General features: G+C 38.7%; 20 protein-coding genes. 1 reads left to right on the top strand and 19 read right to left on the bottom strand.

The genetic code is table 11. From position 1 onward, the window contains the following. Positions 1-27: 27 nt before the first annotated feature. The 13 genes from eno to gap all read right to left on the bottom strand — a co-directional run bounded on the left by eno (position 28) and on the right by gap (position 14,690). Positions 28-1,317 carry a phosphopyruvate hydratase gene (gene eno / locus EUBHAL_RS12735; protein WP_022170078.1) on the bottom strand — a complete coding sequence of 430 codons (1,290 nt, stop codon included), beginning with the start codon at positions 1,315-1,317 and terminating at the stop codon, positions 28-30. Positions 1,318-1,397: 80 nt separating this feature from the next. Next, on the bottom strand, positions 1,398-2,015 hold the full coding sequence (locus tag EUBHAL_RS12730) for a cytidylate kinase-like family protein (protein WP_005350634.1): 618 nt from the start codon (positions 2,013-2,015) through the stop codon (positions 1,398-1,400). Between the two features lie 8 nt (positions 2,016-2,023). Beyond that, the gene (locus EUBHAL_RS12725; RefSeq protein WP_005350630.1) at positions 2,024-2,734 is read right to left on the bottom strand and encodes an ABC transporter ATP-binding protein; all 711 of its coding nucleotides are present in this window, start codon (positions 2,732-2,734) and stop codon (positions 2,024-2,026) included. Between the two features lie 14 nt (positions 2,735-2,748). Then, positions 2,749-3,507 (bottom strand): ABC transporter ATP-binding protein, encoded by a 759-nt coding sequence (locus EUBHAL_RS12720; RefSeq protein ID WP_005350627.1) that lies wholly within the window; start codon positions 3,505-3,507, stop codon positions 2,749-2,751. A 2-nt stretch (positions 3,508-3,509) separates the two neighbouring features. Next, positions 3,510-4,595, bottom strand: coding sequence for a branched-chain amino acid ABC transporter permease (locus EUBHAL_RS12715; protein WP_005350624.1), 1,086 nt, complete (start codon positions 4,593-4,595; stop codon positions 3,510-3,512). A 12-nt stretch (positions 4,596-4,607) separates the two neighbouring features. Continuing rightward, on the bottom strand, positions 4,608-5,489 hold the full coding sequence (locus EUBHAL_RS12710) for a branched-chain amino acid ABC transporter permease (protein ID WP_022170081.1): 882 nt from the start codon (positions 5,487-5,489) through the stop codon (positions 4,608-4,610). Between the two features lie 173 nt (positions 5,490-5,662). Then, positions 5,663-6,835: an ABC transporter substrate-binding protein gene (locus EUBHAL_RS12705; RefSeq protein ID WP_005350620.1), complete on the bottom strand. Its 1,173-nt coding sequence runs from the start codon at positions 6,833-6,835 to the stop codon at positions 5,663-5,665. A gap of 662 nt (positions 6,836-7,497) precedes the next feature. After that, the gene (locus EUBHAL_RS12700) at positions 7,498-8,367 is read right to left on the bottom strand and encodes a methionyl aminopeptidase (protein WP_005350615.1); all 870 of its coding nucleotides are present in this window, start codon (positions 8,365-8,367) and stop codon (positions 7,498-7,500) included. A 348-nt stretch (positions 8,368-8,715) separates the two neighbouring features. Then, positions 8,716-9,462: a L,D-transpeptidase family protein gene (locus EUBHAL_RS12695; protein WP_005350612.1), complete on the bottom strand. Its 747-nt coding sequence runs from the start codon at positions 9,460-9,462 to the stop codon at positions 8,716-8,718. Positions 9,463-9,701: 239 nt separating this feature from the next. After that, positions 9,702-11,246 (bottom strand): 2,3-bisphosphoglycerate-independent phosphoglycerate mutase, encoded by a 1,545-nt coding sequence (gene gpmI, locus EUBHAL_RS12690; RefSeq protein ID WP_005350611.1) that lies wholly within the window; start codon positions 11,244-11,246, stop codon positions 9,702-9,704. 164 nt (positions 11,247-11,410) lie between these two features. Then, the gene (tpiA, locus tag EUBHAL_RS12685; protein ID WP_005350609.1) at positions 11,411-12,160 is read right to left on the bottom strand and encodes a triose-phosphate isomerase; all 750 of its coding nucleotides are present in this window, start codon (positions 12,158-12,160) and stop codon (positions 11,411-11,413) included. 110 nt (positions 12,161-12,270) lie between these two features. Next, positions 12,271-13,482 (bottom strand): phosphoglycerate kinase, encoded by a 1,212-nt coding sequence (locus tag EUBHAL_RS12680; RefSeq protein WP_005350607.1) that lies wholly within the window; start codon positions 13,480-13,482, stop codon positions 12,271-12,273. Between the two features lie 191 nt (positions 13,483-13,673). Further along, complete coding sequence (gene gap / locus EUBHAL_RS12675) at positions 13,674-14,690, bottom strand: type I glyceraldehyde-3-phosphate dehydrogenase (protein WP_005350605.1); 1,017 nt, start codon at positions 14,688-14,690, stop codon at positions 13,674-13,676. Positions 14,691-14,997: 307 nt separating this feature from the next. On the opposite strand from gap, the gene EUBHAL_RS12670 reads away from it, so the two are divergent. After that, positions 14,998-15,813, top strand: coding sequence for a histidinol-phosphatase HisJ family protein (locus tag EUBHAL_RS12670; RefSeq protein WP_044923490.1), 816 nt, complete (start codon positions 14,998-15,000; stop codon positions 15,811-15,813). 117 nt (positions 15,814-15,930) lie between these two features. Here the strand turns inward: EUBHAL_RS12670 and EUBHAL_RS12665 are convergent, their stop codons facing one another. The 6 genes from EUBHAL_RS12665 to EUBHAL_RS12640 are packed head-to-tail and all read right to left on the bottom strand — an operon-like array spanning position 15,931 to position 21,511. Further along, positions 15,931-16,833, bottom strand: a complete 903-nt coding sequence (locus EUBHAL_RS12665; protein WP_005350601.1) for a hypothetical protein — start codon at positions 16,831-16,833, stop codon at positions 15,931-15,933. 13 nt (positions 16,834-16,846) lie between these two features. Beyond that, complete coding sequence (locus tag EUBHAL_RS12660) at positions 16,847-17,548, bottom strand: response regulator (protein ID WP_005350599.1); 702 nt, start codon at positions 17,546-17,548, stop codon at positions 16,847-16,849. Continuing rightward, positions 17,541-19,115, bottom strand: coding sequence for an ATP-binding protein (locus tag EUBHAL_RS12655; protein ID WP_242648799.1), 1,575 nt, complete (start codon positions 19,113-19,115; stop codon positions 17,541-17,543). The genes EUBHAL_RS12660 and EUBHAL_RS12655 overlap by 8 nt, the downstream gene beginning before the upstream one ends. A gap of 50 nt (positions 19,116-19,165) precedes the next feature. Then, positions 19,166-19,456, bottom strand: coding sequence for a hypothetical protein (locus EUBHAL_RS12650; RefSeq protein WP_005350594.1), 291 nt, complete (start codon positions 19,454-19,456; stop codon positions 19,166-19,168). Between the two features lie 16 nt (positions 19,457-19,472). Beyond that, positions 19,473-20,120, bottom strand: coding sequence for a potassium channel family protein (locus tag EUBHAL_RS12645; RefSeq protein WP_005350592.1), 648 nt, complete (start codon positions 20,118-20,120; stop codon positions 19,473-19,475). Positions 20,121-20,173: 53 nt separating this feature from the next. Further along, a complete protein-coding gene (locus tag EUBHAL_RS12640) occupies positions 20,174-21,511 on the bottom strand; it encodes a TrkH family potassium uptake protein (RefSeq protein ID WP_005350590.1) in 1,338 nt (445 codons plus the stop codon). Positions 21,512-21,945 lie beyond the last annotated feature (434 nt).

The raw sequence follows: 21,945 nt of genomic DNA, 5'->3' as shown, positions 1-21,945 counted from the left end.
CGTTCTCTTTATTTCCTTTTTCTCTCCCTATCTGCCATAGCTTCCATTATTTCCAAGTTCTTCTTCAATCCGCATTAACTGATTATACTTTGCGGTACGTTCTGCACGGCACGGTGCGCCTGTCTTAATCTGTCCGGCATTTACTGCTACCGCCAGATCTGCAATGGTTGTATCTTCGGTATCTCCGCTCCGATGAGAAATAATCGTGCGATAGCCCTCTTTCTGTGCCATTAAAATCGCATCTAATGTCTCTGATAATGTGCCAATCTGGTTTGGCTTTATTAAAATTGCATTGGCGATTCCCTTCTCAATACCGTCCGATAATCTCTTTACATTAGTTACAAACAGGTCATCCCCGACAAGTTGTACTTTCTCACCCAGACGGTAAGTAAGTACTTTCCATCCAGCATAATCTTCTTCACTCAGCCCATCTTCAATAGAAATTAATGGAAACTGTTCTACAAGTTCTTCATAATACTGCACCATTTCTTCTGCATTCCTGCAAATTTCTTTTTCCCGCATCCGGCTTTCTCCCGGAAAATAATACCGCTTTGTATTTTCATCATATAATTCAGAAGCCGCCGCATCCATCGCGAAAAAGATATCTTCTCCTGGCTCATATCCGGCAAGTGTTGTTGCCTCCTGCAAAATTTCCAATGCCGCCTGTGCGGAATCTAAATCTGGAGCAAATCCACCTTCATCCCCCACACCGGTAGAGTAACCTTTTTCAGAAAGTGTCTTTTTTAACTGCTGATAAATTTCCGCACACATCTGAATTCCTTCGGAAAATGTTTCTGCTCCTGCCGGCATAATCATAAATTCCTGAAAATCAATTGAATTTTTCGCATGACATCCGCCGTTAATGACATTCATCATCGGCACCGGCAATACTTTGCCGTTTACTCCGCCAACATAGCGGTAAAGCGGGAGACCAAGCCCATCTGCTGCCGCTCTCGCTACAGCTAGAGAAACACCTAAAATAGCATTAGCACCATATCGACTCTTATTCTCTGTGCCGTCTGCCTCCCTTAAAATACGGTCAATTTCCCTCTGTTCTAAGGCATTACAGCCACATAGACGGTCACAGATTCTTGTATTTACGTTGGTGACGGCGCGCTCCACGCCTTTCCCTCCGAAACGCTTTTCCTCATCCCGAAGCTCAACTGCCTCAAAACGTCCTGTCGAGGCTCCCGATGGCACAATAGCCTTTCCCATCGCACCGCTTTCTAATCGCACTGTAACCTCTACCGTAGGATTTCCTCTCGAATCTAACACTTCGAGTCCATGTACATCTTCAATATTAAAACCTTTTTTCATAAAAAAATTCCTCCTTACTGAATCTTGAAAATATTTCCTTTCTTCAGTATGGGAGGAATTTGTTTTTTTATACATGGAAATTAAGCATACTGTTCAATATATGCTTTTACAACTGCCACAAGCTTTTCATAGCTCATGCTTGCAGTATTTAAACAGAAATCATAGTTTCTGGAATCATTCCAGTCCTTACCAGTATGATATTTATAATAGTCTGAACGATATTTATCTGTCTTTTCAATCTTGCGGATAATATCCTTCTCTTTACCGCCGTTTTGTGTCTTTACACGGGTAATACAGTCTTCTCTTGGGGCATAGAAAAATAAGCGGATTACGTTCGGATTATCTTTTAAGATAAAGTCTGCACATCGTCCGATAATAACACAAGATTCTTCTGCTGCCACTTCTTTAATTACCTTGGCCTGATAGTTAAAAAGATTATCGTCAGATACAAAGTCATCGCTTTCCGGCGGGAATACTTCACCCTTGTAAATCTTCTTACTGATACCAAACAGCGGAAGAGACTTCACCTTCTCGTCTACCTCTCCAAACAAAGCTTCATTGATGCCGCTCTGCTCGGAAGCCATACGGAGCAGTTCCCTGTCATAACAGTGAATACCGAGTTCCTTTGCTAAAAGCTTGCCTAAAGTTCTTCCACCGCTTCCATAACTTCTTGCAATCGTAATTACTGTATGTTTCATTGTAACACCTACTCTCCCAAATATGCCTTTTTAATAGACTCATTATTCATAAGTTCTTTTGCATCCCCGCTAAGAGCAATCTTTCCTGTTTCTAAAACATATGCTCTGTCTGCAATTGCCAATGCCTTTTTCGCATTCTGCTCTACAAGAAGGACGGTTGTTCCCTCCGCAGAAATCTTCTGAATAATCTTAAAAATCTCATCTACAAAAATTGGGGACAGACCCATAGAAGGCTCATCCATTAAAACAATTCTTGGTTTGGACATTAACGCTCTACCCATGGCGAGCATCTGCTGTTCTCCACCACTAAGAGTTCCGGCGGACTGATTTCTTCTCTCTTTTAAACGAGGGAAGCTTTCATATACCATTTCAAGAGACTGTGCGATCTCGTTCTTATCTTTTCTTGTGTATGCGCCTAACTTCAGGTTCTCATATACAGAAAGGTTGGCAAATACACGTCTTCCTTCCGGCACATGAGCCATTCCCATTGTTACGATTTTATGTCCTGGTACTTTTGTAATATCCTGTCCTTCAAACAGAATATGTCCCTTCTTTGCCTGAAGCATACCGGTGATCGTCTGAAGAGTTGTTGTCTTTCCGGCACCGTTCGCACCGATAAGAGCGATAACTTCTCCCTGATTTACCTCAAAGGAAATCCCTTTGATGGCCTGAATCATCCCATAATATACTTCAAGGTCTTTTACTTCAAGCATTGCCATAAAGTTCTTTCCTCCTATTCTCCAAGATATGCCTTGATAACTTCCGGATTATTTAAAACATCTTTTGTCTTACCCTGTGCAAGTACCTGACCAAAGTTTAATACGGTAAGTTCCTCACAGATTCCTGAAACCAGTTTCATATCATGTTCAATTAATAATACTGTCATATCAAAATTATCACGAACGAAACGGATAGTATCCATAAGCTCGATTGTCTCATTTGGGTTCATACCAGCCGCAGGCTCATCTAACAGAAGAAGCTTTGGATTTGTCGCGAGTGCTCTGGCGATCTCTAACTTACGCTGTTCTCCATATGGAAGATTCGATGCAAGAAAATCTGCCTTATCATCAAGTTCAAATACTTTTAAAAGCTCCATTGCCTTCTCGTTCATTTTTCTTTCCATCTTGCGGTACTTTGGCAAACGTAAAATACCTGTCAAAGTGGAATATTTGTATTGATTATGCAATCCAATCTTTACATTATCAAGAACGGACTGCTGAGAAAACAGACGGATATTTTGGAATGTTCTCGCAATACCTGCTTTGTTAATCTCAATCGTTTTCTTTCCAACTAAGTCTTCTCCATCTAACTTGATGATACCATCTGTTGGTTTATATACACCAGTCAGCATATTAAATATAGTTGTCTTTCCGGCACCGTTTGGGCCAATGAGACCGTAAAGCTGGCCTTTTTTAATGTTAATTTCAAACTGATCTACGGCACGAAGGCCACCAAAAGAGATACCTAAATTCTTTACTTCAAGTAATGCCATCTTTACTGTACCTCCTCTGCTTTTTCTTTTTTGCCAAACATTCTCTTAAGGGAGTGTTTCTCTCTCCACTCAATTGCCTTTGGTGCCCAGTTAAAGAGCATCATGATAATTAATACAATAGCGTAGATCAACATACGGTAATCAGCAAGTCCACGAAGAACTTCCGGAAGCATTGTAAGAACAACGGCCGCGATAATAGAACCACGGAAACTTCCCATTCCACCTAAGACAACGAATACAAGAATCATGATGGACATGTTGTAACCAAAGTTTGCAGGAAGGGCTGTTAATGTAGAAAGATTGTGTGCATAAAGAACACCACCTGCACCAGCAATAGCTGCAGAAATAGTAAATGCCATCAGTTTATACTTTGTAATATTAATACCTACAGACTCTGCCGCGATACGATTATCACGAATTGCCATAATCGCACGTCCTGTTCTTGAATTCACAAGGTTAAAGGACACAAAAAGGCTGATTAAAATAATAATAATACCCACGACAAAGGTAGACTGGTTTGGTGTACCAACGATACCTTTTGCTCCGTCAATAATCATTTTTCCATCTGCCTGCATATTTAAAGATGCACTATCCTTAATGGAAAAATGGAATCCCTTGCTGTCTCTTCCAAGATACATAACGTTAATTACGTTCTTGATGATCTCGCCGAATGCCAGTGTTACGATAGCAAGGTAGTCACCGCGAAGGCGAAGAACCGGAATACCGATTAACCATCCAAATACCGCTGCAACAACGGTACCAATAAGAAGTGCTAAAATAAAACGAAGTGTCTCGTTCATTCCTGAAGTCATCATGCATTTGGAAAATACCGCACTGGAGAATGCACCAACACACATAAATCCTGCATGACCAAGACTCAGCTCACCAAGATATCCTACACAAAGATTCAGTCCGATTGCTACGATAGAATAAATACAAAGCGGAACTAAAAGACCCTGCATCAGACTCGACATCATTCCTGTAGATATCATAATCTCTACAATAATAAATACTGCGATTACCATAGCGTAGGTAATCAACATACTTTTTGTCTGTTTGTTTATACTTTTCATATTTGATTTCTTCATTTCTTACGCCACCTACACTTTCTCCTGAACCTGCTTGCCAAGAAGTCCCGTAGGTTTTACTAAAAGTACGATAATCAATACGGCAAATACGATTGCATCGGATAACTGAGAAGAAATATATGCTCTTCCTAAAATCTCGATTACTCCCAATAAAATACCACCAATTAATGCTCCAGGAATAGAGCCGATACCACCAAATACCGCTGCGGTAAACGCCTTAATACCAGGCATCGCACCCGTGTAAGGAGACAGGGTTGGGTAAGCGGAACATAATAACACACCTGCAATAGCTGCTAATCCGGAACCGATAGCAAATGTAAGGGAAATTGTCTTGTTTACATTCACACCCATGAGCTGTGCTGCGTCTTTATCTTCAGATACGGCAAGCATTGCCTGACCGGATTTAGACTTTTTAATAAAAATCATTAACGCTGCCATGATAATAATACAACTGATAACAGTTGCGATTGTTACACCAGAAATTGTAAGGTCTCCACCTGCAAGCTTAATTGTAGGGATACTTACAACCGATGTAAAGGACTTTGTATCTGCACCAAATAAAATTAATGCGAAGTTCTGCAGAAAATAGCTGACACCGATTGCTGTGATTAATACGGCAAGCGGAGAAGCCTTTCTCAATGGTTTGTACGCAATTTTCTCGATAACTACACCAAGTACTGTACAGCCGATTACCGCTGCAATAATACTTACGGTAGAGTTTAAATGAAAGCTGCCCATTAAAACGAAAACGATATAGCAGCCAATCATGATAACATCGCCGTGAGCGAAGTTCAGCATCTTAGCGATACCGTATACCATCGTGTAGCCAAGGGCAATAATTGCATAAATACTACCCAGACTGACACCATTGATCAAATAGGATATAAAACTCATCTTTACCTCCATGCCGCTTATGCGGCGTTTCTAGAAACTTTAAAAAGTTGATGTCTTTTTTATATCACAGAGAAATCAGCTCGTAATCTTTCTGTGATATAAAAAAGGAGATAACCTAATACAAAAAAGGGTTACCCGCAGGTAACCCTTCCCTGGGCTATATATTATTTAAATTACATTGCTTTGTAAGCACCGTTCTTAATAATAACAGCCTTAGGAGACTTAGTTACTTCTCCGCTTTCATTCCATGTAAGACCGTCTTCTCCACCTGTGAGACCCTGCATCTTAATCTTAGTCATAGCACCTTTTAATGCATCACACATATCAGAAGCACTCATATCTGTAGTTGCTTTAGATTCCTCGATTGCTGCCTTTAATGCGTAAACAGCATCGTATGAGTCTGCTGCGAACTGGTTAGGAGTATCTTTATATTTTTCTTTGTAAGTCTTTACAAAGTTCTGAACTGACTTATTTTTCGCATCTGCTGCGAATGGAGTTAAGAGCATGACATCTTCTGCTAACTTAGTATCAAAGTTCTCTACTGTAAGGATACCATCCATTCCGTCTACACCAAAGAATTTAGGTTTGTATCCCATAGTGTCTGCCTGTTTTAAAATAATAGATGCTTCCTGATAGTAGATAGGTAAGAACAATAAGTCTGCTCCTGCATCTTTTGCTTTCTGAAGCTGTGTTCCAAAGTCTGTCTTGGAATCTGCTGTAAATGCTGCCTTAGAAACGATGTTAAGCCCCTGTGTCTTAGCTTCTGCTTCAAATTTTTCTTCAATACCTGAAGAATATACATCAGAACTATCATAGATAATACCAATCTTAGTTGGAAGCTTGTTCTCTGCAATGTACTGAGCAGAAGCAACACCCTGGTTAGGGTCTGTGAAACATACCTGGAATACATTTCCGTTTCCGCTGGAAAGTACATCTGGTGAAGAAGCAGATGGTGTAATCTGGAATACATTATCGGATGCTGTCTTACCAGCTACTGCGATACATGGAGCAGTTGTTGTTGTTCCAACTAACATCTGCATACCCCAGTCTTTTAATGTATTGTAAGCATTAACTGCTTTCTCTGCATCGTTCTGGTCATCTTCAAAACGGTATTCAATCTGCTTACCGTTAATACCACCTGCAGCATTGATTTCATCTACTGCAATCTGTGCTCCGTTCTTTACGGCTGTTCCGTAAATCGCTGTTGCTCCGGTAGTCGGTCCAATACCACCAATATAATATTTGTCTGCATCTTTCTTAGATGAAGAACTTGAATTGCTACCACATCCTGTTAATGCTGTTACTGCCATTGCAGCGACTAACATTACGCTTATAAACTTTCTCATTATTTTTTCCTCCTTGATAGTTTATAACGAAAAAATATCTTTTGGAACACTGACTCACTCATGAATAAGTTGATTCTGCACAGCCATATCAATATGTCAGCCCACCAGATAATTTCATGAACTCTATATTACTACACTAAAATCATAAAAGCAAGATTTTTTGTACGAATAAAAAAAATTTTTGCAACTTTTTTTGAATTTGGCTTCATTTTTATGTTTTTTTAGCATGAAGGATTGTATAAAACCCTTTAATTTATTAGTCTGGCTTCCCACTCAAATCTCACAAAAAACGTGCCAGCCTCTCTAGAGCGTGTTTATATAAGCAATTTAAGCATATCAAATGTTATTTATACAACAAACCTGCGATAAAGTAACTCCTTTTATTAAAAAATATACTTTATCCTCCTACTTTGCACATAAATTTTCAGACAATTCTTATTTTGACGGAAAATCCATCTTTCCATTCAAATAATTTAACACAATACATCAGAATATATAAAGCCAGAAGGCAGAGAATAAAATAATCTATATTTGTGGTCTCGGAGCAAGTGTTGGATACGAGCCCAGGAGCGAGTATTCAACACGCCGTAACTAAAACCACAAATATAGATTATTTTATTCTCTGCTTTCGTCTGTCTCTTAGAGCGTGTTTGAAAAACGCTCTAGTGAGATAAAATCTCCGTTCCATCCTCTGTCACTAAAATCGTGTACTCCCACTGAGCAGACGGCTTACCATCTTCTGTGCGGATTGTCCAGCCGTCATCTTCATCTTCCCATACGTCTGGTTTTCCCATATTTACCATCGGCTCAATCGTAAATGTCATACCTGGTACAAAAAGGATTCCCTCATCCGGCTGCCCAATATGATTAACCCACGGTTCTTCATGGAATTGCACGCCACAGCCATGTCCGCCGATTTCTCTTACGACACTGTATCCATTCTCAACAGCATGTTTGTTACAAACATACCCCATATCACCCATGGTTCCCCACGGTTTTGTTGCTGCAAGAGCAAGGTCAACACATTCTTTTGTCACGCGGACAAGTTTCTTCTTCTCTTCAGAAACGTCACCGATACAGAACATTCTTGATGCATCACCAAAATAGCCATTATAAATTGTAGTACAGTCTACATTAAGAATCTGACCACTCTTTAAAATCTGGTCATCACTTGGAATACCATGACATACAACATCATCAATAGAAATACAAACACTCTTTGGATACCCCTGATAACCAAGACAAGCTGGGATTCCACCGATTTCTCTTGTATATTCTTCGATAAGACGATTGAGTTCTCCTGTACTTACTCCCTCTTTTACATATGGAGTGATAAAGTCAAGAACCATTGTATTCTTCTTACCAGCTTCACGGATTCCTTCTATCTGCTCTGGTGTCTTAATCATAGAATGGTCTGGTACTTCATATCCTCTGTTCCAGTAATCTTTGATACGGTTATCAAAAGACATATGACATGCTTTATATTTCTTTCCGCTGCCACACCAGCATTTATCATTTCTTCCTATTTTCATTATTAAATCCTTCTTTCTGTAACGTTCCTCTAATTTATATTTAAGGCAGTAATTTTTTATTTGTAACTTTCGGAAATCTACTGTTTCCTGACAAGCGCTTAAACTATATATAAGTATTTTACTGTATAAATATCACGCTTACTTAAATAAACATATCACACAATAACCAATTGCTTGTTATATCACTGCCAACATATCGTATATTAAGCCACTTAAGCTTTTTTTGCAATATATTTTTCTTTTCTAATATTTATTTTGTATGCCAATCTACATCTCTTCGCATCTGTTCTGTCATACATATTATTGCCTAAATGCACTTTCTATATCTGTCCAAATCACCATTCATATCTATTTTGGATAAATACAGATTTTCGCATTCTTATCTACGGTCTGCATAATCTTTTTCATATATTTCTGTTTCACAGCCACGCAGCCACCTGTGTATGGATTGCTTCCTGTGCAGTGTAAGAAAATAGCAGAGCCTTTCTTATAAACACAGTTTTTATTATAGTCAATCGCTAGTGCATAATTATAATGTGGCTTATAATCAATCAGATGCTCTCCAGAGCGGCTTGCTTTCACCTTACGGATATCAATCATCTGATTATAATATCTCCTATCCCCGCTCCAATAATGGTATTTATTCAGCTTTATGTATTTTATCTTACTGCGTGGATTCTTCTTAATTCCGAAAGCCTTTGTAAAACTATAAGTACCAGTTGGCGTTTTCTTATCTCCCTCACGTTTCTTACCAATACCATTTTTACCGACATAACCGATACAGCCAAATACTTTTTTAAACTTTCCATTTACTTTTTCATACAAAACGATATTTGCCTTGCTTTTACCTTTGTATTTTACGAAGATAAGCTGGTTTACTTTTTTGCTTTTTTCATATTTTTGGAGAAGCGTTGTCCATTTGTCCTTTTTGACTTTGGATCTATTAGCTACTGTTGTGCTCTGGCTTTTTGCAGTCGCTGCTTGTAGGGGAATCGCGTTATCTGCCGCTATAAATATGCTTATAACAAAAATAATGCTTAAAAAGATGGCTAATCCGTTCAAATAACAACTGCCTTTTTTGGTATTTTCTTTCATAATACGTGCTTCCTTTCTTTTTTATTCTTATACTTAATTTAGCAAATTTATTATAACATAAAAAAAGCAATCAAAATATTTACGATTGTTTTTTTGATTGTTTTTAAATGAAAAAAAGACCTTGCAAATCTGATTTTTCACAAATCTACAAGGTCTATTTTGTTTATTTTTTTATTGGACGCTAATCATCTCTGCCCTTTTCAGGATAACGATATTTGTCCCCCACAAATACAGCCTGCTTATTTCTTGATAAGAAGTGATTTTCCTGTCATTTCTGCTGGCTGTTCCATTCCCATCATCTCGATTAAGGTTGGAGCGATGTCTGCTAAACATCCGCCTTCTCTTAATGTGTAAGCCGGGTCGTAATTTACAAGGATAAATGGAACTGGATTTGTTGTATGAGCTGTGTATGGTTCACCTGTTTCATAGTCAATTAACTGCTCGCAGTTTCCGTGGTCTGCACAGATAAACATCTGTCCATCTACTTCTTTTAATGCTGCTACAGCATTGCCAACGCAGGTATCTACAGTTTCTACTGCCTTAATTGCTGCTTCCTGTACTCCGGTATGGCCTACCATATCAGGGTTTGCGAAGTTGATGATGATGACATCATATTTGTCAGATTTGATTGCTTCTACAAGTTTTTCTCCAACTTCTGGAGCGCTCATCTCTGGCTGTAAGTCATAAGTTGCTACTGCTGGAGACTTAACAAGGATTCTGTCTTCGCCCTTATTAGGAACTTCTACACCACCGTTGAAGAAGAATGTTACATGAGCATATTTCTCTGTCTCTGCAAGACGAAGCTGTGTTAAGCCGTTTGCTGCAAGAAATTCTCCAAATGTGTTTGTGATTTCTTCTTTGTGGAATGCGATGATTTTCCCAGGGATTGTCTCATCATATTCTGTGAAGCAGACATAAGTTAATGGAAATACGCCATTTCTTCTCTCAAATCCTGTAAATTCAGGGTCACACATTGCACGAGTGATTTCTCTTGCACGGTCTGGACGGAAGTTGAAGAAGATAACGGAATCGTTTGCTTTTACTGTGCCTACTGGCTGTCCGTCTTTCTTGATTACTGTAGGGATAACGAACTCATCTGTCTTATCATTATCATAAGAAGCCTGAATTGCCTCTACTGCATCTGCTGCTTCATTACCTTCACCGTAAACTAAAGCAGCGTAAGCTTTTTCTACACGATCCCAACGGTTATCTCTGTCCATTGCATAGTAACGACCTTCGATAGATGCGATCTGGCCTACACCGATTTCTTTGATTTTTGTTTCTAATTCTTCGATAAATTCTTTACCAGATGTTGGAGCTGTGTCACGGCCATCTAAGAAACAGTGCACGCATACGTCTGTAAGCCCCTGTCTCTTTGCAAGCTCTAATAAAGCGTAAAGATGTGTGTTGTGGCTGTGTACACCACCATCGGATAATAATCCGTATAAATGAAGGGTAGAGTTATTCTTTTTACAATTCTCTACTGCTTCTAAAAATGCTTTATTATCAAAGAAGTCTCCATCCTTAATTGCTTTCGTGATTCTTGTAAGCTCCTGATATACGATACGTCCAGCACCCATGTTAAGGTGTCCAACTTCAGAGTTACCCATCTGTCCGTCTGGAAGTCCTACGGCAAGACCGCTGGCATTTCCTTTTACAAATGGACATTTTTCCATTAATTTATCGATATTTGGAGTGTTTGCCTCATATACAGCATTGGCTTCATGTCTGTCATTTAAACCAAAGCCATCCATAATTAATAATACTGTAGGTTTTTTACTCATTTTATAATCTCCCGTTTAAAGTGTATACTAACTCTATAAAATAATACAAAAATAATCATATATTGCTATTGATATAATCCTGCAACATTTTATAGGATTGGTATAGTTGACCCGCGGAGAAATGTCCGCGGGTTACTATTTTCGTGATTCAAATATGGAATCTATTATTTATTGTAGTTTACGATCTGACCAAAATCAGCCTTTAAGGAAGCTCCGCCAACAAGTCCGCCGTCAATATCTGCCTGAGCAAATAAGTCTGGAGCTGTCTTAGCGTTTACGCTTCCGCCGTACTGAATACGGATTGCAGCTGCTGTTGCATCATCATAGATTTCAGCGATACATTTACGAATCTCTGCACAAACTTCCTGAGCCTGCTCTGTTGTAGCAGTCTTTCCTGTTCCGATTGCCCAGATTGGCTCGTAAGCGATAACTGCTGTCTTAGCCTGATCTGCTGTTACATTTAAGAAACCAACTTTAACCTGCTGACGGATAAAGTCCATTGTAACACCCTGTTCTCTCTGCTCTAATGTTTCTCCACAGCACATGATTGGTGTGATACCATGTTCGAAAGCTTTTAACATCTTCTTGTTAACTGTTTCATTTGTCTCTGCGAAGTATTCTCTTCTTTCAGAATGTCCGAGAACAACGTATTTTACTCCAGCATCTACTAACATAGCAGGAGAAATCTCACCAGTGTAAGCACCGCTCTCTTCATAGTACATATTCTCTGCACCAATTGCAATGTTAGAACCTTTTGCAGCTTCCATAGCTGGGATAATGTCGATTGCTGGTACGCAGAATACTACGTCAACATCTTCATTCGCACAAAGTGGTTTTAACATATTTACTAATTCAACTGCCTCACTAGGAGTTTTATTCATTTTCCAGTTACCTGCTACAATTTTCTTACGCATAACAAATTCCCCTTTATTATATATTTATGATGTTAGGGTCAAAAGGTATTCTGACCCTAACTGATGTCACGAATTACTCTGTAGCTAACGCTACTCCCGTAATTCTGAAATTATTTATCGTTTGCTGCTGCAACACCTGGTAATTCTTTACCTTCTAAGAACTCAAGAGAAGCTCCGCCACCTGTAGAAATGTGGCTCATCTTGTCACCATATCCAAGCTGGTTAACTGCTGCTGCGGAATCTCCGCCACCAATGATTGTTGTAGCATCTGTCTCAGCAAGTGCTGCTGCAACTGCCTTTGTTCCTGCTGCAAGAATTGGGTTTTCGAATACACCCATAGGTCCATTCCAAACAACTGTCTTAGCTGTCTTTACTGCCTCTGCGTATAATTCGATTGTCTTAGGTCCGATATCGCAAGCTTCTTTGTCTGCTGCCATAGCGTCTGCATCGTATACATATGTTGGGATTTCAGCATCGATTGGGTTAGGGAAAGCATCTACCATTACAGAGTCAACTGGAAGAAGTAACTTCTTGCCAAGGCTTTCTGCTTTTTCCATCATTTCTTTACAGTAATCAATCTTTGTCTCGTCAACTAAAGAGTTACCGATTTCATATCCTTTTGCTTTTAAGAATGTGTAAGCCATACCACCACCGATGATGAGTGTGTCACACTTCTCAAGTAAGTTAGAGATAACGTTTAACTTATCTGCAACTTTTGCTCCACCAAGGATAGCAACGAAAGGACGTACTGGGTTCTCTACAGCATTGCCTAAGAAATCGATTTCTTTCTGCATTAAGTATCCAACTACTGCTGTGTCTACTAAAGAAGCAACACCTACGTTAGAGCAGTGAGCTCTGTGAGCTGTACCGAATGCATCATTTACGAATACATCACAGATAGAAGCAAGGTCTTTGGAGAATTCTTCTCCACACTTTGTCTCTTCTTTGCGGAAACGAGTGTTCTCAAGTAAGATAACATCTCCGTCTTTCATAGCTTCTACTGCAGCTTTTGCGTTTGGTCCAACAACTTCACGGTCTGCTGCAAATTTTACTTCCTGTCCAAGAAGCTCAGATAAACGAGCTGCTACTGGAGCTAAAGTCTTTGTTGTGTAATCTTCTTCTGTTTTTACTTTACCTAAGTGAGAGCAAAGAATTACTTTACCGCCGTCTGCGATTAACTTCTTGATTGTTGGAAGTGCAGCTACAAGACGGTTCTCGTCTGTGATCTTACCATCTTTTAATGGAACGTTGAAGTCACATCTGCAAAGAACTTTAAGTCCTTTTACATTAATATCGTCTACAGATTTTTTATTTAAACCCATGTTGGAATTCCTCCTAAATTATATTCAATGTAGTCTGAAGAATAAACTTGATTGCAAGACAGAACTGTCATGCTTCTACAAAGAAATCCTCAAATACATTATTCAAAAAACAAACAAAGGCCCGGTCCCACGAGACCGGACCCATGTTTGAGTCTTATATTCTTAAATATATACTAATACTATCGCTTAAATTATGCTAATTCTGCAAAGTATTTGATTGTACGAACCATCTGAGATGTGTAGCTGTTTTCGTTATCGTACCATGAAACAACCTGTACTTCGTATAAATCATCTGCAACTTTGTTAACCATTGTCTGAGTTGCATCGAATAAAGAACCAAATCTCATTCCTACGATATCAGAAGAAACGATTTCATCTTCGTTGTAACCGAAAGATTCGTTAGCTGCTGCTTTCATAGCTGCATTGATTCCTTCAACTGTTACGTCAGCACCTTTAACAACTGCTGTTAAGATTGTTGTAGATCCTGTAGGTGTTGGAACACGCTGAGCAGATCCGATTAACTTACCGTTTAATTCTGGGATAACAAGACCGATTGCCTTAGCAGCACCTGTGCTGTTAGGAACGATGTTAACTGCTGCTGCACGAGATCTTCTTAAGTCACCTTTACGCTGTGGTCCGTCAAGAGTCATCTGGTCACCTGTGTAAGCGTGAATTGTACACATGATACCACTCTGGATTGGAGCGTATTTGTTAAGAGCGTCAGCCATAGGAGCTAAACAGTTTGTTGTACAAGAAGCTGCAGAGATAATTGTATCTTCTGGTTTTAATACTGTATGGTTTGTATTGTAAACAACTGTTGGAAGGTCGTTTCCAGCAGGAGCGGAAATAACAACTTTCTTAGCACCAGCATTGATATGAGCCTGAGCTTTTTCTTTGCTTGTGTAGAATCCAGAACACTCAAGAACTACGTCAACACCGATTTCTCCCCATGGGCAATTGTTTGCATCTGGGAAAGCGTAGATTTTGATTTCCTGTCCGTCAACTGTGATGGAATCTTCTCCAGCTTTTACTGTAGCTGCTTTCTCATATGTTCCCTGAGAAGAGTCATATTTTAATAAGTGCGCAAGCATCTTAGGGCTTGTTAAATCGTTGATAGCTACTACTTCATAGCCTTCTGCACCAAACATCTGTCTGAAAGCTAAACGACCGATACGGCCAAATCCATTAATTGCAACTTTTACTGCCATGGTAATTCCTCCTAAGTTTTAGATATTTCTTTGACATTAAAGTTCGCAGGAAATATGCCCTCCTGCGCTGTGATTTGACTTTCCCTGTCAAATCCTTAACTATTTTACCTAATTATTGCCAAGATTTCAAGTAGTATTTTGCATAAAATTATAGATTTTTTTTCATCACTTTTATGCTATTATGATATTGTTGCCATTTTTCCTGCAAGTATACAGAACTTTTGGCCTTAAATTACAATTTTTTACCCTTATTTTAAATGTGCAGGAAAATACAAATGCAAATTTTTACCAGAAAGGAAACACGGTTATGATTTACACAGACACACATCTTCACTCCTCTTTTTCTTCCGATTCAGACACACCGATGGAACTGATGATCAAACAGGGCATCCGTCTCGGAATGAAAACGTTGTGCTTTACCGAACATTACGATCCCTGCTATCCGGACACTCCTGATGGTCTGGACTTCCTTTTAGATTTTGAAAATTATAAAAAGACTCTTTTTACTCTCAAGGAAAAGTATGCCTCACAAATCGAGATTTTATACGGACTTGAACTCGGTGTGCAGCCGCATCTTGGGCAGACACTCGCTAACTTTTATAAAAAATATGGCAATGATTTTGATTTTATCATCAATTCCTGCCATATCGTAAATGGAACGGATCCTTATTATGGAACTTATTTTAAGGAAATGGGTGCAACCCGCGGGCTTATGAACTACTTTGAAACGATTCTTGCAAATTTAAAAGTTTTTCCACACTATCAGTCTGTCGGTCATCTTGATTATGTCTGCCGCTACCTGCCAGAGTCTTCACAGACATTCTTTTATGACCATTTTACAGATGTTCTTGATGAAATTCTTATTGAAATCATTGAGAGGAATCGTGCTCTTGAGGTAAACACGGCAGGTCTTAAGTATGGACTTGACTGGCCAAATCCCGATATTTCTATTTTGAGAAGATACCGGGAGCTTGGCGGGGAACTTATCACGATTGGAAGTGATGCACATCAGCCGGAGCATATGGCGTGGGAGTTTGATCATGTGCCTGCTATTCTCCATAGGGCTGGTTTCCATCATTATGTAGTGTTTAAGGGGAAGAAACCGGTGTTTTATGATATTTAAATGCTGACGCAACTAAAAAAGGATATAACCAGCAGCTGTTCTATAGTCGCTGGTTATATCCTTTTTTAGTTGTTGACTTTGAATATCATAAAGTATTGTTTCTTCTCAAATAATCTCTTAAAACAAATCCAGCATATTATCAAGATATATTGCTTCTCTGATATGTATCTGATATTCTGGCTTAACCATATAATAAAGCAGGAATTCCAGCACCAATGCACTGCCAAGTCCCCGTCCTTCAATTTTGAAATTCGAAAATCCCATTGGCAGATAGCTGTTTTGGATATCCTCTATCCCGATAAATCCTGAATTCTTCATTGCTTTTGAAAAGCGGTATCCTTGTTCCGCATTCGGCGCAGTACAGTGATGTTCCGGGTAGTGCTCTCCCAGATTCTTCCTGCTCACTGCCTCATAGCAGCGTTTTCTATCCTTACAGCCAAACCAGCAGCATTCATTACATAGGAATTCCACTTTGTCTTTTTCTATTTGCGTTAAGGTATTTAACCTATCAAAAGACTTGTTCAAACGAAAATCTGGGACAACGTATTGAAAATCTTCTCTTTTTACTTCTTTTAAAAAGTCCTGAAAATTTGTCAGGACTTTTGTTGTTGATGAGACAAAGTAAAGGTTAGGATAGTTCTTTTTTAAATATTCTAATAACAGGTCCGAATGAATGATAACTCCATTTTGTATATCCCCAGTTTCTTCAAACAATCTGCAAAGCGCATTACATTTTTTATCCAAAAGATGTTCTTCTCTAAGCAGAGAATTACTAAAAGTCAGCCGGGCAGAAATCCCATACCCTTTCATTAAATCTAACACTTTCTTTGCATCGTCATCCCCAAATCCTGCTCGTCCTCCGCCCCAGATACAATCCGCTGGGGCACCATAGACAGATCCAATATCGCACCAATCATAAAAATATTCTCCATGTTCCCGAAATAACGGCAAAAACACTTTATACAATTCATAAAACTCAAACAGCCCCGGAAGATGATACTGTGCTATACTTCTTTTCACTTATAGTGCCTCCTTATTCTATCCGAAGCATCCGGTATCCGATTCCGATATGCGTCTGTATATACTGGAGTCCATTTTTATCTGGTTCAAGTTTTTTTCGTAATGTTGCCATAAACACCCTTAGTGAAGCAATATCATTTTGTGAACAATTCCCCCATATCTGCTGTGTGATATAGGTATGCGTTAATACCCTTCCGACATTACGTGACAAAAGACATAAAAGCTTATATTCAATTGGTGTCAGATGCAGTTCTTTTCCTTTCAGATAGGTACAGCCAGCTGTATAATCTATTTTCAATTGTCCGTTAATAAAAATAGAAGCTTCCTGTTCTTCTCCCGCCTGAATAATGGCAAGGCGCCGCTGTGTCACCCGTATGCGGGCAAGCAGTTCTTCCACCGAAAAAGGTTTTGTAATATAATCATCTGCCCCGGAATCTAATGCTTCTATTTTATCGCTGTCTTCACTTCGAGCGCTGATAACAATAATCGGCATATTGGACCATGTACGGATTTTTTTAATTACATCTACTCCTTCCATATCCGGAAGACCCAGATCTAAGAGGACAATATCTGGATGATGTGAAGATGCTTCCATTATCGCAGATGCTCCATTTTTAGCCGTAAGATATTTATAATCATGCATTTTTAATGTTGTTACGATGAGATTTCGTATCGGACGGTCATCCTCCACAACAAGAACTACTGTTTTATTCATTTAATGTCACCTCGCTAAGTGGTAAAGTAAAAGTAAAAATACATCCTCGTGGTGTATTATCTGTAAGAAGGAGCCTTCCATCATGTGCTTCTATAATAGATTGGCAAAGTGACAGACCCAGACCGAGACTTCTCTGGCTGTCTGCAATCGTACTTTTCCCAGTATAAAACATCTCAAAGATATATGGCTTCATTTCATCTGCAATACCCGGTCCATTATCCTCCACACAGATCTGTGCTTTTCCATTACATTTCATTCCCCGGATACAGATTTTCGAACCTTTCGGTGTATATTTTATGGCATTATCAATGAGATTCACTAGTACCTGTATGATAAGCTGCACATCCATTCGGACAAGAATCAGTTCTTCACACTTTGTCACAATTGTATATTCATCATGCTTCCTGCTGATATGACGCAAAGATTCTGCAATGACTTCATCAAGTAACTGATCTGTAAATTTAAACTTCAGTCGCCCATCATTAAGCCTTGTAATAGATAACAGATTCTCTACCACGCCAATGAGCCATTCAGAATCATCATAAATATCCACATAAATCTGCTGCTTCGTTTTACTGTCCAGGCACGCTCCGTTATTTAAAAGCATATCCGCATTGCCGGAAATAGAACAAAGCGGCGTCCTTAGATCATGAGAAATCGCACGCAGTAAATCTGCTCGCAGCTGTTCATTTTTCGCCAAAACAGCATTCTTCTCTTTTTCTATTGCATTGCGCAGATTTTCCATAGCAAGCGCACATTCATTTACTACGGAAAGTAAAATGCTATACTCAACGGAATCAAAAACATCTTTGTTCGCCGGGATTCCAATTACACCATATACGTGATCACCAATGCGGATTGCTAAATATAAACATTTTGCATTTTTAAAATAATTCGTTCCTACTCCTGCACGCTTATTATTTTCATAGACCCATCTGGCAATCTTTTGTTCTTCCGGTATTAAAAATTGCTGATCTGTTTCTTCTTTGTTTTTATAAAATACCTGTCCCTGTGACAATTTCCCCTCTTCTACAATATATGCAACAATATCCCGGTTCAGTAAACGAACCAACTGCGTGCAGGTGACACGTAGCATCTCTTTACTGCTCCTCGCTTTTTGCAGCAGGCGGTCTGTGTCGAATAATACCTGCGTTCGAAATGCGAGCTGAGAGTAAATCCTTGCATGCATTTTTAATTTAGCGGAAAGAGTTCCCGCCAACACAGAGCATACCAGCATAATCGCAAAAGTTACCGGATATCCAACTGCATATGTCTGGAAAGACATCCTCGGTTCCGTAAGAAAAAAGCAAAATAAAACAACGCTTAAAAAGGAACCTGCGATACTGCACAGATAACCGTCTGTCAAAATAGAAGTAATCAATACACCAAGGATATAAATCGTAACGATATTCGTATCTGTAAAATGCAGTTTCTGAAATAAAAGACCAATAATAGTACATATCATAAATATAAAAACCGTCACAAAACAATCTTTCATTGACGGTTTCTTTACATATAATGCAAAATGCTGCTTTAATACGCCTTCTCTTCTTTCATTTTCTTCCATTATTTTAATTTCCCGCCTTTTACTTGAATTCAAGAGTATATTAGAGTATATCATACTGCTTTATCACCGTCAAAACACTGCCTCTTATCTTTCTTTTTTGAATCATAAATTATCATACCTGCTTTACCACATTTTTTTTGATAATCATGTATTTCTTTTAACAACTCTTCATCAGAAATTTTATCCAAAGATATAATTTTACAGGATTGCGTATTTTCCCTCTCCTCTATAATAAATGCTTTGTAATTTTCATTGATGAAATATCCAATCTTTCCCATAACAAAAAAACAAACAATAAACATTACCAATACTGTTAAGAGTAAAATTACTTCTTTCATCATTTATCCCCTCTTTAATTTAAATATGGAAACACTTTTTAATTGCCTTATGCTCTCCGATTACTAAAAGAGAGATATTTCCTGTAAAAAATGTATCTGGAGATATTGCCATGCTAAGCTCTCCATTATTTTTTATTGCCAGGATATTAATATCATATTTTCTTCGAATATCCAGCTCTCCAACCGTTTTTCCAATCCACTCTTTCGGTACTTCCACTTCAAATATTGCATGGGAAGCATCTACTTCCATATAATCAAGGATATGGTCATCGGTATAACGGATTGAAGCCCATTTTGCCACCTGTTTTTCTGGATAAATCACTTTATCTGCACCATTTCTTAAAAGGAACTTCTCCTGAACATCCCTCTCTGCTCTCGAAATAACCATTTTTGCACCAAGTTCCTTTAATAGAGATGTGGTCTCTAATGAATTTTGAAAGCTCCCTCCAATCGTAACAAAACAGATATCATAATTTCCAATTCCTAATGATTCTAAAAATTCCGCATTCGTGCTATCTCCAATCTGTGCATTTGTAACGTAGGGAAGGACTTTATCTACTCTGCCCTCATTGACATCTACCGCCATAATTTCATGCCCTAATTCACTAAGCTCCATTGCAATATGTCTTCCAAATCTCCCAAGTCCGATTAATAATATATTTTTCATAATTCGATTCTCCCTCTGTGTTATTTAACGGATACCATACACGATCCTAACACTTATCCTACTGTTAATTTTTCTAATGGCAACCTTGCATTTCCCTTCTTTTTCTTTGAAAGGACCGCATAAATAAGAGTAAGTCCTCCTACTCTTCCAAGATACATGAGTATGATCAGTATGAATTGTGATACTATGTGAAGCTTTGGTGTGATTCCTAATGTAAGCCCTACTGTTCCAACCGCCGATGCTGCTTCATAAAGACATTCCGAAAGTGGAAGCCCTTCATATACACTGATCGTAATTCCTCCACATAAAAATAACATACAGTACATCATTGCAATCGTTGATGCATTCTTTATCACACTCCACTCGATTCTTCTTCCAAATGTTTCGACATTTTCCTGACTCCGGAATGTGGCAAATGCATTCAATATAAGCACTGCAAAAGTTGTTGTCTTCATACCTCCTGCCGTAGAACTTGGCGAACCTCCGACAAGCATAAGTATAATAATCATTGCTTTTGAAACTTCTGTCATTTTAGAAATATCCATAGTATTAAATCCGGCAGTTCTTGGAGTTACTGCCTGAAAAGCCGATGCAAGCAGACGTTTTCCCACTGACAGATGAGTAAAATCAGAAAAAAAGAAAAAAACAGCTGGTAAAACTATCAAAAGTGCGGTTGTCACAAGTATAATCTTACTCTGCATATGATACTTTCTAAAGTGGGTTTTATTAATACAAATATCCTCCCACGTAAGAAATCCTATACCACCTGCTATAATTAAAAACATAATCACTACATTTACAATCGGATTTCCTGCATAAGCGGTAATGGATGGAAATGGATTCGCTGGCGTACCTAAAATATCAAATCCAGCATTACAAAAAGCTGATATGGAATGAAACACTGCCATCCAGATTCCTTTTCTTCCAAAATCATGATAAAAAACCGGCAGCAACGCTAATGCTCCTGCCATCTCAATAAATAATGTCCCCTTTAAAATAAACTTTGTCAGACGGACAATGCCTCCTACTTTATGCGCAGAAATTGCATTCTGCATCGTGCTGCGCTGCATCAGAGAAATCTTTCTGCCTGACAGCATAAATACAGAAACGGCAACAGTAACTACACCAAGTCCTCCTATCTGTATCAAAAGTAAAATAACTACCTGCCCAAAAACAGACCAGTAACTTCCTGTATCCAAGACAGCAAGTCCCGTTACACATACTGCGGAAGTTGATGTAAAAAGCGTCTGATTAAATGGAGTTATCACTCCTTCGGCAGAAGAAACTGGCAGCATTAATATAATTGCCCCTAGCAAAATAACACTTGCAAATCCCAGAATAATTAATTGAAAAGAAGACAAATGCTTCTTTTTATGTATGTCCTTTGACATAAATCCCTCCTGTGTATTAATATTTCATCCGGCATGTTTCCCTCATTATATATGTACCCATTCAAAGATAGTGTAAATATATCAGCCACCATATTAAGATTACATAAAGATTTTTTCGTTCTGGATCTCTTTGGAAGCTGTTTGTTGGCTGCCCATGCAAATTCAGGATTTATTTTGAGAAAGATTTCCGGGCTTTATCCATTCGCCTTATAACTTTTTTGCTTTCTTTAGCATTTTTACCGCAAATCGGGGCGTGCAGATTGTAGAAATGGTTTTTCAAGCACGCTCCAGTTAACAGAAAAAAGTAGTAACCATAAATAACTATACGATTATGGCACCGCTTCAAGTGTCAATCCTATAAAATTTTATTTCCCGGAACTTCTACATCTCCTGTCCTCTTCCCCAAATCCCTCCAACTGATTTTCTGAGCCGAC

This window comes from Anaerobutyricum hallii DSM 3353 (assembly GCF_000173975.1).
GTDB lineage: Bacteria > Bacillota > Clostridia > Lachnospirales > Lachnospiraceae > Anaerobutyricum > Anaerobutyricum hallii.
This window is presented reverse-complemented; position numbering and strand designations above follow the sequence as displayed.